Here is a 16867-nt window from a genome sequence, read left to right as displayed (position 1 = left end):
AATCAGTTTATAATTAGCGAATAATTTTATTTATTGTGCTTTTTTTTAATTAAAGATTATTTACAGTAAAACTTGTTAGAATAAAAACAATTAATTTTACGATATTTGCACACTTAATTATTCTTTTTAAGAATAGTAATAAAAACAATATAAATAATGAATAAAAATACAGTATTAGGTTGGGCTACATTAGTAATGATATTAATGGGGATTTTATTAATAGCCTTAGGCGCATTTAGATATGATGATGTTGCAGGATGGGGATTTGCAGCTGTAGGTGTTGGTTTTTTTGCCAATGCTTGGGTTTTTAACGCTTTAAAAGGTAGAATGTAGTTACGTTTAAAGTTAGAAATTCGAAATTAGAAAAGGGTTAAAGCTGAATTTTTTTAACAATTCAATAGATTAACCATTAAATAAAATACATTTCAATAAATAAAAAATTATAATATATTATGTCAGACGATAAGAAAGTAATCTTTTCTATGTCCGCCCTAAGTAAAACTTACCAAGGGGCAAACAAACAAGTATTAAAAGATATCTATTTAAGCTTTTTTTACGGAGCTAAAATTGGAATTTTAGGTTTAAATGGTTCAGGTAAATCAACACTTTTAAAGATTATTGCTGGAATTGAAAAAAATTACCAAGGTGATGTAGTTTTTGCTCCAGGATATTCAGTTGGATACTTATCTCAAGAACCAAAATTAGATGAAGATAAAACAGTTATTGATATTGTAAAAGAAGGTGTTGCTGAAACCGTTGCAATTTTAGACGAATACAATAAAATTAACGATATGTTTGGTTTGGAAGAAGTGTATTCTGATCCAGATAAAATGGAAAAACTAATGGCGCAACAAGCAGTACTTCAAGATAAAATTGATGCTGCTAATGCTTGGGAGTTAGATACAAAATTGGAAATTGCAATGGATGCTTTACGTACGCCAGATGGTAATACTCCAATTAAAAACTTATCAGGTGGTGAACGCCGTAGAGTTGCTTTATGTAGATTGTTACTTCAAGAGCCAGATGTGTTATTATTAGATGAGCCAACAAACCATTTAGATGCTGAATCTGTACATTGGCTAGAACACCATTTACAACAATATAAGGGAACCGTAATTGCAGTAACGCACGATAGATATTTCTTAGATAACGTAGCTGGATGGATTTTAGAATTAGATAGAGGAGAAGGTATTCCTTGGAAAGGAAATTACTCTTCTTGGCTAGATCAAAAATCAAAGCGTTTGGCACAAGAATCTAAAACAGCTTCTAAACGTCAAAAAACATTAGAGCGAGAGTTAGAATGGGTACGTCAAGGAGCAAAAGGTCGTCAAACAAAGCAAAAAGCACGTTTAAAGAACTACGACAAATTAATGAGTCAAGACCAAAACCAATTGGATGAAAAATTAGAAATTTACATTCCTAATGGACCGCGTTTAGGTACCAATGTTATTGAAGCCTCTGGTGTTTCAAAAGCGTATGGTGATAAATTATTATATGAAGATTTAAACTTTAACCTACCTCAAGCTGGAATTGTTGGTGTTATTGGTCCGAATGGTGCTGGTAAAACTACTATTTTTAGAATGATTATGGGAGAAGAAACATCTGATAAAGGAGCATTTAATGTGGGTGAAACTTCTAAAATTTCTTATGTAGATCAAAGTCACTCAGATATTGATCCTGAAAAATCAATTTGGCAAAATTTTTCTGATGAACAAGAATTAATTATGATGGGTGGTAAGCAAGTGAATTCTCGTGCTTATTTAAGTCGTTTTAATTTCTCGGGAAGTGAGCAAAATAAAAAAGTGAATACCTTATCTGGTGGTGAGCGTAACCGTTTACATTTAGCTATGACTTTACGAGAAGAAGGAAACGTATTGTTGTTAGATGAGCCAACCAATGATTTGGATGTGAATACGTTGCGTGCTTTGGAAGAAGGTTTAGAAAACTTTGCAGGTTGTGCAGTAGTTATTAGTCACGACCGTTGGTTTTTAGACAGAATTTGTACGCATATTTTAGCTTTTGAAGGAGATTCTCAGGTATATTTCTTTGAAGGTTCGTTCTCTGATTATGAAGAGAATAAGAAAAAACGTTTAGGAGGAGATTTAATGCCAAAACGAATTAAGTATAAAAAATTAGTTAGATAATAATTGATAAGACATTAGAAGCCGTCTCATAACTTGAGACGGTTTTTTTTATTAAATGATTTGTATAAAAATGGGTCATTTTGTATCTTTAGGTATTGATAATCAAATATATGAATACAAATTTTCAATCCTATAATCAACAGCAAAGTTGGCTTTTTCCACCTTCTATTGAAGAGCTTATTGCTGATGATCATCCTGTTCGAATAGTCAATGGAATAGTTGAGCAACTCGACTTAAGTTTACTGGTAGAAGAATATAGTAAAGAAGGAAAACCAAGTTACCATCCAAAAATGATGCTCAAGGTAATGGTCTATGCCTATATGGATAATACCTATTCTAGCCGTAAGATAGAAAAGGCGATGCGAGAGAACATCAACTTTATGTGGCTTGCTGCGCAACAAGTTGCAGACCATAATACCATTGCACGTTTTCGCAGTAAAAAACTGAAGACTATTTTTAAAGACATTTTTAAACAAGTTGTTTTACTTTTAGCAGAAGAAGGACTTGTCACCCTCAAAGAAGTATTTACAGATGGTACAAAAATAGAGTCTATAGCAGGGAGATATACCTTTGTTTGGGGCAATTCCATCAAGACGCGCAAAGAGAAAATGGCAGAACAATTGGAAGCGATGTGGAAATATGCACAAAGCATTGCAGATGAAGAAGATGATGATCCCACTCCACCTGACTTCAAAAAAATTGATAAAGAAAAGGTTGCGGAAACAGCCCGAAAAATAGAGAAAATCATTCGTAAAAACCCAAAAGCTTCCACCAAGTCAAAAGCTAAATTACGGTATATTCAGAAAAACTTCCCACAGAATCTGGACAAGTACGAAAAGCAACAAGAAATCCTTGCAGAACGTGGAAGCTACAGCAAAACAGATCCCGATGCTACTTTTATGCGAATGAAAGATGACCATATGCAGAACGGACAACTTAAACCTGGCTACAACGTACAAGTGAGTTCAGAGTCACAGTTTGTTATCCACTACACCTTGCATCAGACTACCAACGACCTTAATACATTAAAACCACACCTTAATACTTTTGAATATTTATATGAATTTTTACCAGAACAATTGACCGCTGATGCAGGTTATGGAAGCGAAGAAAATTATGAGTTTTTAGAGCAAAAAAAGATAAACACCTATGTGAAATACAACACTTTTGATAAAGAACAAGGTATTTTAAAGTCAAAGCGAAAAAAGAAAAACGAGGACTTCAACAGAGATAAACTATATTACAACCAAGAGCAAGACCACTATATCTGTCCAATGGGTCAAACTATGGAAAAAATAGGTGAGCGAAAGAGAAAAACCAAATCAGGTTATGCACAAACTAGTAGCATATATAGCGCACAAAACTGTCAAGATTGTCAATTGCGAGGCGCTTGTTTTAAGGCAAAAGGAAATAGAATTGTAGAGCGGAATCACAAACTAGAGGCATACAAGGAAAAAGCAAAAAGGAATTTGCTTAGCGAAATAGGTGAACTAAAACGCAAACAGCGTACCGCTGATGTAGAACCTGTTTTTGCACACATAAAATCCAATCGAAATTTTAAACGATTTACCCATAAAGGAATAGAAAAAGCTGAATTAGAGTTCGGATTACACGCATTAGCACATAATATAAGAAAGAAATGTGCCTAATAAATGGCAACTTCTTGCCAAAAATTAAAACCTCCTAAAATTACCGATAGAAATTAAAAATAAAAAAAACCGCCCCAATTTAATTTTGAGACGGCTTCTATGCATTATTTTGAAAGATGTTTTCTAAAAATATTTTAAAACATCATTCTGAATTTATTTCAACCAAAAGCAGTCTGTAAAATCAGTCAGCATATGAAACAATAATCCTATTGCAATAATTCTTGTTTTTGAAGGAATTAAAAGAATAGTGTAAACAGCAATCGCATAGTAGGAGTGTAGCGGATGATAATTAATACTACATCTGTTCGGGTCAAATAATGGAGTGGCCACCAAATGATCTAAATCTACGAACATAGTTAGTGTGAAAATCAACCAAACTTTTTTCCATTCTTTTTTGAAAAAAATATAAGCAATGAGTCCTGGAACCAAGAAATGCATTCCGTAATGAATGATAAATCTTAATGCTTCCAATTTAAAATGTAATTTGTTGACTTTCTAAATAATTTAGCGCATTTGGACCTTCCATAAATAACAAATCCAACATACTTAGGTTTTGAATAAATCCATTATGTTCTTCAAAAACTTGAATGTAACGTTCTAATTGAAAAGGTTTTTCGCCTTTTGCGATGGCTAAGTTTCTTAAATCAGTACTAGTTGATTCAACTGAATATTCTGTAGTTTTAATGGTAGGTATTTCAACTTGTAAGCTGTCCATAATAAACTCGTGACACTTCAAATTAAGATCTAATAAAAAAGTAGTTTGTTTTTTAAAAACAGTCATTAAATCATCTATATAAAATTCAAAAAAAGGAGATGAGTTGTAAGCTGTTTGGAGTGTTTTTAAATGCAATTTATCCCAGCTATCTTTATAATCAATTTTAACATCTTTTGTTTTTTGTTTGATGCCTTTATTGTGTTGAACAGGAACATTTAATAAATGTTTACCGTTTGCAGTGTTTATATAACAACGGTTTCTATAGGTTTGCTTTTGAAAATTATCTTCAACTTCAAACATAATCTTAGATGAATTTACAATACCAACATATTGTATAATGGGCGAAAAGTAAGTTGGTTGAACTAAAATCATTGCTAAAAGTTAAATCGCTTTTTTGAAACAGTTCAAAAAAGCGATTATCTATATTGTTATTTATTTTCTTTTCTTCTTTTTCTGTAAATACTTACTCCATACCAAAGCGCTAAAGCAGCTAAAAAGTAATACAAATACGAGACAGGTTTACCGTTTCCGTGAACCGTTGTAAACAAGCGTTCCCATCTAATTTTATTGGAAATTCCTTGTCCATTGGTATCCCAACTAAACCAAATAAAAACGGGTTTTCCAACAACGTGGTCAAAAGGAACATATCCCCAATAACGCGCATCTTCAGAATTATGACGGTTATCACCCATCATCCAATAATAATTTTGTTTGAAGGTGTACGAAGTTGCTAACTTTCCGTTGATATAAATTTCATCACCATTTACCGTTAATTGATTGTGCTCGTACTCTTCAATAATTCTTTTGTAAAAAGGTAAGGAAGCAGCATTTAATTCAACCGTTTTCCCTTCTTCAGGAATATAAATTGGTCCAAAATTATCTTTGCTCCAAGGATATCTTGAATCATGTGGAAAAACACTAGCATCGTAATTTCCGCTTGGTTCAATTTCTTTGGTTACACTTTTAATTAAGGGGTTCTTTGCTAATTTAGCCGCATTTTCATCAGTTAAATTTAAGTAATAAAAATTACCCATATTTTGACCTTCGGTGATGTTATATCGTTTTAACATAGTCCCACTTAACTGTTGCCCTTCAGTTTCTACTTTGTGATAGTATTGTGTTTTTGCTCTGTCTGGAAGTACAGTTTTTTCACCATTAATGTAAATATACCCGTTTCTAATTTCTAAAGAATCACCTGCAATACCAACACATCGTTTTACGTAGTTAGATTTTTTATCAATAGGTTTTTGTATATGAATGTTTGACTTGTCAAAAAAGCGTTGAACGGTATCAACAGGCCAGCTAAAAACTACAATTTCATTTCGTTTTATATGTTGAAAACCAGGAACCCTCATATAAGGAAGTTGTGGTTTTTGAAGATATGATTTTGTTCCTACAAAAGGTAACGAATCATGAACCATAGGAGCAGCAATAGGAGTCATTGGAACTCTAGCTCCGTAATGAAACTTACTTACAAAAAGAAAATCACCAATTAATAACGACTTTTCTAAAGAAGAAGTAGGAATTGTATAGGGTTGCATTACATAAGTATGTACCAAAGTTGCAGCTATAATTGCAAAAGCTATTGAACTTACCCATTCTCCTAATTCAGTTCTTGGTTTTAAGCTTCTGTCTTCAATATAAGTTACATCAGCAACATAATTTAAATAGAAGTTGTAAAAGCCTAGCGTAACAACCGCTAAAATTGTATCAATATTAGAGTTTCTACCAAAGCTTCTAGCAGTTTCAATCCAAACTATTGGAAACATTAGTAAGTTAATAACAGGTATAAAAAGTAAAATAACCCACCAAGTTGGTCGGTTAATAATTTTCATTAAAACAATTGCGTTGTATATAGGTACAATTGCTTCCCAAGGTTTTCTTCCAGCTTTACTGTATAATTTCCAAGTTCCAGCAAAGTGGATTAGTTGAAGGATTAGAAAAGCAATGAATAATTCGGTTATGGTCATCATAATTATTTTTTAGTTTTATTTTAAGCCTAAAACATCTTTCATTGTAAAAATACCGTGTTTTCCAACAAGCCATTCAGCGGCAATTACAGCGCCTAAAGCAAATCCGTCTCTATTATGAGCTGTGTGTTTAATATCAATGGTATCAACTTCAGATGTATATGCTACAGTATGTGTTCCTGGAACATCAGGAATACGTTTTGCTACTATAGGTATTTCAAGTTCACTATTTGTTACATCTAAAGCCCAATTAGTTTTAGATGTATGCTTGATAATATCTTCAGCTAAAGTAATGGCAGTACCACTAGGAGCATCTAATTTTTTGGTGTGGTGAATTTCTTCCATTGAAATTTGATACTGGCTTAAATTTTTCATCATTTTGGCTAAAGTCTCATTCAATTCAAAAAAGATATTAACGCCTAAGCTAAAGTTTGAAGCATAAATAAAACCACCATTATTTTGTTTACAAAGTTCGGTAGCTTCTGAAAATTTATCTAGCCAGCCTGTTGTACCACTAACTACAGGTACATTGTTTGTTAAACAAGTTGAAATATTGTTAAATGCTACTGAAGGAATGCTAAAATCAATAGCAACGTCAGCTAAGGAAATATCGTAACTTTTAGTGTTTTCATCGACTTTTAAAACAATTTCATGACCTCTTTTTAAGGCTATTTGTTCAATTGTTTGACCCATTCTACCATAACCTAGTAAAGCTATTTTCATTTATTTAATTTTTAGTTTTTAATTATCAATTGAGCGTTCTTGCATTTAATTTTTTAAAACAAAGTGTTCTACAATTGACTTTAAAAGTTGTAATTTATTGAACCAACAAATACAGATTTATTGGTTACATGATTTTTAATTAATTTGGGTTTGAAGGATAAATTATCATCTACATTATGTTGAAGTAAATGTGCATTTACACTTGCCTCAACTATTTGTAAAACATACAAACCAACGGTAATTAGTAATGATAAATCGCGATCACTTTTATACGATTCTTGTGCTGAAATTAAAGTGTCTTCTGATAAAAATGGATTACCGTTTAACCCATTATAATCATCAGGTTTACCATTAGTTCTTAATTTGTATGCCTCTCTGTATTTTAAATAATTATCGTTGTTCCAAACATAAAAGTAAACACCTGTTCCTAAAGCAGCGTAAACAATAGGAATCTTCCAATACTTTTTATTGTAAGCTTGTCCCATTCCAGGTACAACAGCCGAATAAAAGGCAGCCTTAGCTGGTGATAATGGATTAAAATCGTTTGATTTTGAAATAATAGTATCTTTTGCTCTAACAGTTATTTCTCCTTGAGAAAATCCTTGAAATACCGTTAAAGTAGTTACAATTAAAAAGAGATATAGTTGTTTTTTTAACACTATTGTAATAATTTTTTTAGACGATTAAAATCTTCTTCGGAATGAAAAGGGATAATGATTTTTCCTTTGTCTTCCCCAGATAATTTAACGTCAATTTTATGACCAAAGTATTCACTAAATGTTTTTAATCCTTTACTAACAAATTTAGGAGTCTCAACTTTTTTAGAACTTGGTTCAGGAGTTGTTTCAACACCTTCTTTTATACTTTTTACCAATTGTTCCGTTTGGCGAACAGATAGTTTTTCTTGAATAATTTTTTCGTAAATTGTTAGTTGGTCCTCAGAATTTTCAATATTAATTAAAGCTCTTCCATGTCCCATGGATAAAAATCCATCACGCATTCCTGTTTGTACAATTGGATCGAGTTTTAATAAACGTAAATAGTTACTAATAGTTGAACGTTTTTTACCAACTCGTTTGCTCATTTCTTCCTGAGTTAAATCGATTTCATCAATTAAACGTTGGTAAGATAAGGCTACTTCAATCGGATCTAAATCTTTACGTTGAATGTTTTCAACCAATGCCATTTCAAGCATTTCTTGGTCGTTCGCAATTCTAATATAAGCAGGTACTGTTTTATTTCCAATTAATTTTGAAGCTCTAAATCTACGTTCTCCTGAAACAAGTTGAAATTTATTTCCTTCTAATTTCCGAACAGTTATTGGTTGAATTACTCCAAGTTCTTTGATAGAACTGGCTAATTCCTGTAAAGCTTCGTCGTTAAAGTAAGTTCTAGGTTGGTAAGGGTTTACTTCAATAAAATCTAATTCAATCTCAAGAATATTCCCAACAACTTTATCTGCATTTTGATCACTTGCTGAAGAAATATCTGATTTTGTTTCTTTTAATAAGGCAGATAATCCTCTTCCAAGAGCTTGTTTTTTAATTGCTTTTGCCATCCTTATTATGGTTTTTTAAAATTTCGTTTGCTAAGTTAATATAATTTACGGCACCTCTGCTTGTAGCGTCATAGGCTATAATACTTTCGCCATAACTTGGTGCTTCGCTTAGCCTTACATTACGTTGAATTATAGTTTTAAAAACCATATCTTGAAAATGTTTTTTAACTTCTTCAACAACTTGATTTGATAAACGCAAACGGGAATCGTACATAGTTAATAACAAGCCTTCAATATCTAATTCCGGATTGTGAATATTTTGAATACTTTTTATGGTATTTAGTAATTTACCTAAACCTTCTAAAGCAAAATATTCGCATTGAATAGGAATGATTACTGAGTCTGCTGCTACTAAGGCGTTTAGTGTAATTAAACCTAAAGAAGGAGCACAGTCAATTAAAATATAATCATAATCATTTTTAATATCTTCTAGTGCTTGCTTTAGCATAAATTCTCGATTCTCCTTATCAACAAGTTCAATTTCAATAGCTACTAGATCTATATGAGCAGGTATTAAAGATACATTTGGTGAAGTAGTTTCAATAATTGCTTCTTTTGCAGTAATTGCATGTTCCAATAGTTGGTAAGTTCCACCTTCAACGTCTTCAACTATAACTCCGAGACCTGAAGAGGCATTTGCTTGTGGATCAGCATCAATTAATAATACTTTTTTTTCCAAAACACCCAAAGATGCAGCTAAGTTTACAGTTGTTGTAGTTTTACCTACGCCACCTTTTTGATTGGCAATAGCAATAATTTTACCCATAAAAAATATTAAATTATTTTAAGTTGTAAAAATACAATTATTTATGGTTTTTAAAAGGGAATATTGTTAACAAACAAATAAAAGAAAAGAGGTTGAATTTTCAACCTCTTTATGCGTATTATCAGTTTTTTAATGGAATATTTTCTAAAATTGTTAACAGAAATTTCCAGAATTTTTGTGAAGATTTAATGTGAGCTCTTTCATCAGGTGAATGTGCTCCTTGAATTGTTGGACCAAAAGAAATCATATCCATTTCTGGGTAATTAGTTCCTAAAATACCACATTCTAATCCGGCATGGCAGGCAACTACATTTGCTTTTTCTCCAAACATTTCTTCATATTTATTACTAAGAACTTTTAAAATAGGCGAATCAATATTTGGTTTCCATCCAGGGTATGAGCCTGATTGAGTCACGGTATAACCTGCAAGTTCAAAAGTAGCTGTTAGTGCGTTTGCCAAATCTGTTTTTGAAGTTTCAACAGAAGATCTGGTTAAGCATAGAATGGTAATATCTTCATCTTTTACAATAATACGAGCCACATTATTTGAAGTTTCAACCAAACCTTCCATATCATGACTCATACGATACACTCCATTGTGAGCAATATAAATAGCTTTTAGTAAATTAGACTGACTAATGGTTGTCATTACCTTAGCAGGAACATCAATTTGTGTCACTTCTATTTCTAAGTTAGGATCAACTGTTTTAAACTCAGTCTTAATATCTTTGGTAACTTTTTTAATTAACTTTAAAAAAGCATTTTTTTGAGAATTGTAAACAGCAATTTTAGCAAAACTTTCTCTAGGAATAGCATTTCTTAGACTTCCACCATTGATTTCTGATACTCTAAGAAAATCTTGTGCCTCATATAAAACACGGTTCATAATTTTATTGGCATTTCCTAGGCCCTTATCAATATCCATTCCTGAGTGCCCTCCGTTTAATCCGGTTACAGCAATTGAATATCCAGTGCTATTTGTAGGTGTGTTAACTTCATTATAAGTGTTTTCAGCAGTAATATCTATACCTCCAGCGCATCCTATATCAATTTCATCGTCTTCTTCGGTATCTAAATTTAACAAAATTTCACCATCTAAATACCCAGCCTGAAGTCCCATTGCTCCAGTCATTCCAGTTTCTTCATCAATTGTAAACAGCCCTTCAATAGCAGGGTGTTTAATGTCTTTTGAAGCTAAAATACTCATAATAGCAGCAACGCCTAATCCGTTATCGGCCCCAAGTGTTGTTCCTTCAGCTTTTACCCATTCACCATCAATTTTCATTTTAATTCCCTCGGTATCAAAATCAAAAATGGTATCTGAATTTTTTTGGTGCACCATATCTAAATGCGATTGCAATACAACAGTTTTTCTGTTTTCGAAACCTTTAGAGGCAGGTTTCTTAATAATTACATTTCCAACAGGATCAACTATAGTCTCTAGGTTTAATTTGTTTCCAAAATCAACCATAAATTGTATTACTTTTTCTTCTTTTTTTGAACCTCTCGGAACCGAATTTAAATCGGCAAAATTATTCCATAAAACTGAAGGTTCAAGAGCTCTTACTTCTTTGCTCATAATTAATATTTTTAGTTATTTATAGTATTTCAATTATTGTTTCACTAAGTGGTTTTCTCACTTTCTTCATATTTCTCATCACATCATCATCTGCACCATATCCTACTGGAAGCATTAAAATGGAAGTTAAATTTTTGGCTGACAAATTTAACAGTTCATCAACTTTAGAAGGAACAAAACCTTCCATTGGGCAACAGTCAATTTTTTCAACAGCACAAACGGTCATTAAATTTCCTAATGCAATATATGCTTGGTAAATGGCAGATTGTTGTTTTTCTTCAAGAGTTTTGTTTTCATACATTTCAAGCAATTGTTTTCTGAAATCTGAAATGACATCTTCTTCAATGTTTCTAACTTTTTTTTCTAAGTCGAAATAATTGTTAATGTCTTCGGAAGTAGTATCGTTTTCAATACAAAAAACTAAAAGATGTGAAGCATCAGCAACTTGGCGTTGATAATAAGAGCAGGCTACAAATTTTTCTTGCAATTCTTTATTGCTAATTACAATCATTTTTAATGGTTGTAAACCAAAAGAAGTTGCAGTTAAATTAAATGCTTGTTTTAGTGTTTCAACTTGTTGGTTTGATAGTTTTTTAGATGGGTCGAACTTTTTAGTTGCGTACCTCCATTCTAAACTATTAATTATGTTCATTTATATAAAAAATTTAGGACTACAAAATTACTTAAATTAGATTAGAATTAAAGAACCTTTTTATTGTATTTTCGTAAGTAAAAGTTAATTTTTAACTTTATGGTTCTATTCAAATGCTATGAAAGAAAACTTACTTCATTTTATATGGAAATTTCAACTATTTTCAAATAAAAAATTACAAACTGTTACATCTGAAAATATTCAGGTTGTAGCCACTGGTTTGCACAATTTTAACACAGGTCCCGATTTTTCGAATGCTAAGATAATTATCAACAATCAGCTTTGGGCTGGAAATGTTGAAATTCATGTAAAATCATCCGATTGGTATTTGCACGCACATGAAACAGATGAAAATTACGATGCGGTTATTTTACACGTTGTTTGGGAACATGATGTAGATGTATTTAGAAAGTCAAATACCGTTATTCCTACGTTAGCATTAAAAAACTATATTTCAACACAGGTATTAGATAATTATCAAGCGCTTTTTAGTAAAAATAAAAAATGGATTAATTGTGAAAATGAAATTTCATTGATTGATGACTTTCTAGTTTCTCACTGGCTTGAACGTTTGTATTTTGAACGTTTAGAAGAAAAATCAGCAAAAATACAAGAAGTACTAAAATTAACAAATAACAATTGGGAAGCTGTTTTGTTTGTCCTTTTTGCTAAAAACTTCGGACTGAAAATTAATGGTGAAGCTTTTTTTAATTTTGCCACTTCTTTTGATTTTTCAATAGTTAGAAAATTGTCAACTAGCAGGTTACAATTAGAAGCATTATTTTTTGGACAGGCGGGTTTGTTGTTTAATAGTTGTGAGTCAGTGTATTTTGAAAATTTAAAAAGAGAATATGAATATTTGAAAATAAAATTCAAGTTGACTTCAATTTCAAAAGGACAGGTACATTTTTTTAGATTGCGACCAAATAATTTTCCAACCATTCGGCTTTCACAGTTAGTTTCATTGTATCATTTGTATCAAAATTTATTTTCAAAAATAATTGAAATTGAAACAATTGAGGATTATTATAGTTTATTTGATTTAGGAACTTCAGCCTTTTGGGAAACACATTATACGTTTGAAACGGAGTCTAAAAAAAGTGCTAAAAAATTATCGAAAGCATTTGTAGATTTATTATTGATAAATACAATTATTCCTTTAAAATTTAAACATTTACAAAGTTTAGGTAAAACAGATTTTAGTTCTTTAATAGCTATTGTTGAGGAAATAAAACCTGAAAAGAACAGTATTATTTCAAAGTTTGAAGCTTGCAAAATTAAATCAGATAGTGCTTTTAAAACACAGGCTTTATTGCAGTTGAAAAATAATTACTGTAGTAAACAATTGTGTTTACAATGTGAAATAGGAAAAGAAGTATTAAAAAATTAATGTTTAGGGTACCAATTGGCCAAACGAACTTCAATATTTTTATTTTTTTCGTTCACTAATTTTTTAAACTGTTTTACATCACTTAAACCATTCGTACCTCGGTAATGATAAGGGTAAACAACTTTAGGCTTAAATTCTAAAACGGCGCTAGCTGCCTGTTCAACTGTCATTGTGTAAGGTAAATTCATACACACAAACGCAATGTCAATATTTTCTAACATTCTCATTTCAGGAATATCCTCAGTATCTCCTGAAATGTAAATCTGTAGATTGTCAATGTTTAATAAATAGCCATTTCCTCTACCTTTTGGGTGTTTTTTACTAGGTGGGTCAACGGGTAAATTATACATTGGGACAGCTTTTATGTAAAAATCTAAACGGTGAATTCCTTGCCCGTTGTTCAATATATTTATTTGTGATTTGTATTTTTCAGGAAGTTTATCAGCTACAGCTTGTGGTGTTATAAAAATTGCTTTTGAAGTATTTATTGAATCTAAAGTTTCTAAATCTAAATGATCTCCGTGAATATCTGTAATTAAAATAATATCGGGAGCTTTTATGTTGTTATATAATTTTGAGTCTCCGTAAGGATCAACATAAATAGTTTTATCTTGAAACGTTAGCACCATACTACCGTGCAAAATAGGCTGAATTTTTAGAGTTCCAATTTCAGTTTTAAAAATTTCAAACGTTTGCGAATGAATAGTAATAATATTCAATAATAAAACTATGTATAAGTAAGTCAATTTGTTAGGTTTCATAGGAGAAATATAAATGAATTAAAGGTAGTACTTTTTTCTATTTTAATTAAATTTGCACCAAAATTTTAAAAAATAGATATGAAAAATTTTAAATTATTACTAGGTGTTTTACTTATTTCAACTACTTTATTTGCGCAACATTCAGAGGAGGAATTAGAAAATAATTCTCATAATGAAGGAACACACACAGTATCTCATGGTAAAAATATGATTGCAATTGACTACGGAATTGATCATATTAAAGAAGGTGTAAAACACGGTGATGCTATTGATGAAGAAGGACATTGGGTTTCAAGTATTGGAATAGATTATTTTAGAGGGATTTCTGAAAAATGGGGTGTTGGAGTTAAATTTGATATTCAATTAGGGCATTATATTATACCTCATAAAGAAAATTTAGAACGTGAAAATGCATTTATTGCATTGGCTGTTGGTTCATATAAAATACTACCTAAATGGGGAGTTTTTGCAGGAGCAGGTGTAGAATTCGAGAAAAATGAAAACTTAGGGGTTATAAGAGTTGGTACAGAATATCTATTTCATTTAAAACATGGTTGGGCAATACCAGTCGGTTTCTTTTGGGATATAAAAGAAGGATACGATGTTTACGCCTTTACTGTAGGTATAGCAAAACACTTTTAAGATTTTTTTTAAAAGTAAACTATTTATAAAAATCTTTAACCCAAGCCACAACTTGGTTTTCGGTTAAAAATTCTGAATTAGAAACAAACAACTAGTTTATTAGCTAGTTGTCTGTTTTTTTTATTTCTTTTTCAAGTAAATGTTCATTTTTGAAGAAAAAACCCACATTTATATTTCTTACTTTTAATTTTACCTATAGTTGATTCAATAATTTTTACAGTATGATTTTAGTTTAATAGCTTACAATAAATGCATGTTATGTGTCAATCCATATTCTTATTTTTCATTTCAAACTACTTGTTTAATGTTTGACAAATAGATAAGTATGCTAACCTATTGAATTCTATACGAAAGTTATAAAAATATGCTTGATAAATGAGTTGTATACAAAAAAGGCTGCAACAAATTTGTTGCAGCCTTTTTACTGTATGTAAATAGATAATATGTTAATAATTAAAAACAGTATTTGTTTTCAGCAATAACTTTTTCAGCAATAACTTTTCTTAAAGCAATAGGGTTTGGGTTGTTTACATATTTAGTAAATCGTTTTAAGCCCATTAACATCATGCGCTGTTCGTCTCCTTCAGCAACATATAAAATAGCTTCTTTACCAAAACTACTAGCAGTTTCAACAGCATTGAATAAATTTAATTTTGCCATAGCAATTTGACATTCAGCTTCTTTTTCTGAAGTTGATTTTACTATTTTTTCAGCTTTTAAAATAGCAGATTCAGCCATGTAAATTTCAATCATAATTTCAGCAGCAGCTAAAATTAATTGTTGGTGATTGTCTAACTCCATCCCAAAAGTTTGAACAGCTTTTCCGGCTACCATTAAAAAAGCTTTTTTTAGTTTTTCTACCATTGCTTTTTCTTCTGATAAAATTTCGGAGAAATCTGGAGTTTCAAATGATGGAATTCCCATTAAACTATTTCCAACTTCCATAGCAGGTGTAATTACATCAATTTCACCTTTCATTGCTTTTTTAAGCAACATTCCCACCGTTAAAAGTCTGTTTATTTCATTGGTTCCTTCATAGATTCGTGTGATACGAGCATCTCTCCAAGCACTTTCCATTGGTGTATCTTTAGAGAATCCCATTCCACCAAAAATTTGAATTCCCTCATCAGAAACAAATTGAGAAACTTCTGAAGCATAAACTTTTATAATGGCACATTCAATAGCATATTCTTGAAAAGCCGCTAATTCAGCATCTTGATGCGATTTTCCATCAGCTAGCAAACGATCAATCATATTTTGAATGTCTTTTGCAGCTCTATAACAACCAGCATCAATTGCAAAAGTTTTAGTACTCATTTCAGCATATTTTTTTTGAATAGCACCAAAATTTGAAATAGCTGTTTTAAATTGTTTACGTTCGTTACCGTAATTTACAGCTTCAGTGATAATTCTTCTACTGGCATCTAAACAAGCAGCACCTAATTTTATTCGACCAACATTTAAAGAATTCATGGCTATTTTAAAACCTTTTCCTCTTTCAGACAACATATTTTCAATAGGAATTAACGTATCGCTAAAAAACACTTGTCGAGTAGAAGAGGCGTGAATACCTAATTTTTGTTCCTCAGCACCTAAGGTAACGCCGTTCGGATTTTCTTTATCGAACACCATGATAAAAGCTGTAATGTTTTTATCATCTTCAATACGAGCAAAAACAATAAAAATTTCAGCAAAACCTGCGTTTGAAATCCACATTTTTTGTCCGTTAATTTTATAATGTTTTCCATCAGCAGTTAGTTCGGCAGTTGTTTTTCCTGAATTGGCATCACTACCTGCGCCAGGTTCAGTTAAACAATAAGCACCAAATTTTTCTCCTGAAGTTAGTAAAGGTAAATAGGTGTTCTTTTGATCTTCAGTTCCGTATAAAAAAATAGGCATAGTTCCAATACCAGTATGTGCCCCAAAGGCTGTACCTACAGATCCTGTTGCTGAAGACATATAATCTGTCACCAACATTGTAGAAACAAATCCCATTCCAATTCCTCCGTATTTTTCAGGGATTGAAACACCTAAAAACCCCATTTCTCCAGCTTTACGCATTACTTCTTCAGTAAGTGCATAATCTTTATTTTCGAAACGTTCTTTGTAAGGCCAAACTTCGCGATCAATAAAATCAATAACCGCTTCTTTCATCATTTTTTGCTCGTCGTTAAATTCTTCGGAAATAAATATATCTTCAGATTTTAATTCTTTTATAAGAAATTCTCCTCCTTTTATTGTTGCCATTTTATGCCCTCTTTTATCCCCAAAGGGGAAATTTCTATAAGAGAGAAATAGTTTTTATAGTTAGACTTTTA

Annotated in this window: 16 protein-coding genes; 5 read left to right on the top strand and 11 right to left on the bottom strand. The window is 31.4% G+C overall.

What is annotated here, in order from left to right; translation table 11 throughout:
* Positions 1 to 156: 156 nt before the first annotated feature.
* The 3 genes from CHB67_RS17200 (at position 157) to CHB67_RS08700 (ending at position 3793) form a co-directional block, all read left to right on the top strand.
* Positions 157 to 333 (top strand): CAL67264 family membrane protein, encoded by a 177-nt coding sequence (locus CHB67_RS17200; protein WP_089381374.1) that lies wholly within the window; start codon positions 157 to 159, stop codon positions 331 to 333.
* 119 nt (positions 334 to 452) lie between these two features.
* Positions 453 to 2144 carry an energy-dependent translational throttle protein EttA gene (gene ettA, locus CHB67_RS08705; protein ID WP_089381373.1) on the top strand — a complete coding sequence of 564 codons (1692 nt, stop codon included), beginning with the start codon at positions 453 to 455 and terminating at the stop codon, positions 2142 to 2144.
* 110 nt (positions 2145 to 2254) lie between these two features.
* On the top strand, positions 2255 to 3793 hold the full coding sequence (locus CHB67_RS08700; RefSeq protein ID WP_089381372.1) for an IS1182 family transposase: 1539 nt from the start codon (positions 2255 to 2257) through the stop codon (positions 3791 to 3793).
* Between the two features lie 153 nt (positions 3794 to 3946).
* Here the strand turns inward: CHB67_RS08700 and CHB67_RS08695 are convergent, their stop codons facing one another.
* The 9 genes from CHB67_RS08695 to CHB67_RS08655 form a co-directional block, all read right to left on the bottom strand.
* The gene (locus tag CHB67_RS08695) at positions 3947 to 4264 is read right to left on the bottom strand and encodes a DUF6122 family protein (protein WP_245813477.1); all 318 of its coding nucleotides are present in this window, start codon (positions 4262 to 4264) and stop codon (positions 3947 to 3949) included.
* 1 nt (position 4265) lies between these two features.
* A complete protein-coding gene (locus CHB67_RS08690) occupies positions 4266 to 4880 on the bottom strand; it encodes a WbqC family protein (RefSeq protein ID WP_089381371.1) in 615 nt (204 codons plus the stop codon).
* A gap of 56 nt (positions 4881 to 4936) precedes the next feature.
* Complete coding sequence (lepB, locus tag CHB67_RS08685) at positions 4937 to 6478, bottom strand: signal peptidase I (protein WP_089381370.1); 1542 nt, start codon at positions 6476 to 6478, stop codon at positions 4937 to 4939.
* A gap of 18 nt (positions 6479 to 6496) precedes the next feature.
* Positions 6497 to 7201 carry a 4-hydroxy-tetrahydrodipicolinate reductase gene (gene dapB, locus CHB67_RS08680; RefSeq protein ID WP_089381369.1) on the bottom strand — a complete coding sequence of 235 codons (705 nt, stop codon included), beginning with the start codon at positions 7199 to 7201 and terminating at the stop codon, positions 6497 to 6499.
* Positions 7202 to 7281: 80 nt separating this feature from the next.
* Positions 7282 to 7860, bottom strand: coding sequence for a DUF5683 domain-containing protein (locus tag CHB67_RS08675; RefSeq protein WP_245813475.1), 579 nt, complete (start codon positions 7858 to 7860; stop codon positions 7282 to 7284).
* Entirely contained in the window at positions 7860 to 8759 is a 900-nt protein-coding gene (locus tag CHB67_RS08670; RefSeq protein ID WP_089381368.1) for a ParB/RepB/Spo0J family partition protein, read from the bottom strand. Before CHB67_RS08670 ends, CHB67_RS08675 begins: the two co-directional genes overlap by 1 nt.
* Positions 8743 to 9525 (bottom strand): ParA family protein, encoded by a 783-nt coding sequence (locus CHB67_RS08665; protein ID WP_089381367.1) that lies wholly within the window; start codon positions 9523 to 9525, stop codon positions 8743 to 8745. The genes CHB67_RS08670 and CHB67_RS08665 overlap by 17 nt, the downstream gene beginning before the upstream one ends.
* A gap of 121 nt (positions 9526 to 9646) precedes the next feature.
* Positions 9647 to 11104 (bottom strand): aminoacyl-histidine dipeptidase, encoded by a 1458-nt coding sequence (locus CHB67_RS08660; RefSeq protein WP_089381366.1) that lies wholly within the window; start codon positions 11102 to 11104, stop codon positions 9647 to 9649.
* 19 nt (positions 11105 to 11123) lie between these two features.
* A complete protein-coding gene (locus tag CHB67_RS08655) occupies positions 11124 to 11756 on the bottom strand; it encodes an NAD(P)H-dependent oxidoreductase (protein WP_089381365.1) in 633 nt (210 codons plus the stop codon).
* A gap of 118 nt (positions 11757 to 11874) precedes the next feature.
* Between CHB67_RS08655 and CHB67_RS08650 the strand changes: the two genes are divergently transcribed.
* Complete coding sequence (locus tag CHB67_RS08650; protein WP_089381364.1) at positions 11875 to 13146, top strand: DUF2851 family protein; 1272 nt, start codon at positions 11875 to 11877, stop codon at positions 13144 to 13146.
* On the opposite strand, the gene CHB67_RS08645 is transcribed toward CHB67_RS08650, so the two are convergent.
* Positions 13143 to 13907 (bottom strand): MBL fold metallo-hydrolase, encoded by a 765-nt coding sequence (locus tag CHB67_RS08645; protein WP_089381363.1) that lies wholly within the window; start codon positions 13905 to 13907, stop codon positions 13143 to 13145. The two genes, CHB67_RS08650 and CHB67_RS08645, sit on opposite strands and share 4 nt — an antisense overlap.
* 78 nt (positions 13908 to 13985) lie before the next feature.
* On the opposite strand from CHB67_RS08645, the gene CHB67_RS08640 reads away from it, so the two are divergent.
* Entirely contained in the window at positions 13986 to 14549 is a 564-nt protein-coding gene (locus CHB67_RS08640) for a hypothetical protein (protein WP_089381362.1), read from the top strand.
* A gap of 453 nt (positions 14550 to 15002) precedes the next feature.
* On the opposite strand, the gene CHB67_RS08635 is transcribed toward CHB67_RS08640, so the two are convergent.
* Entirely contained in the window at positions 15003 to 16796 is a 1794-nt protein-coding gene (locus CHB67_RS08635) for an acyl-CoA dehydrogenase family protein (RefSeq protein ID WP_089381361.1), read from the bottom strand.
* Between the last annotated feature and the right edge of the window lie 71 nt (positions 16797 to 16867).

The organism is Lutibacter agarilyticus, assembly GCF_900188235.1.
GTDB lineage: Bacteria > Bacteroidota > Bacteroidia > Flavobacteriales > Flavobacteriaceae > Lutibacter > Lutibacter agarilyticus.
This window is presented reverse-complemented; position numbering and strand designations above follow the sequence as displayed.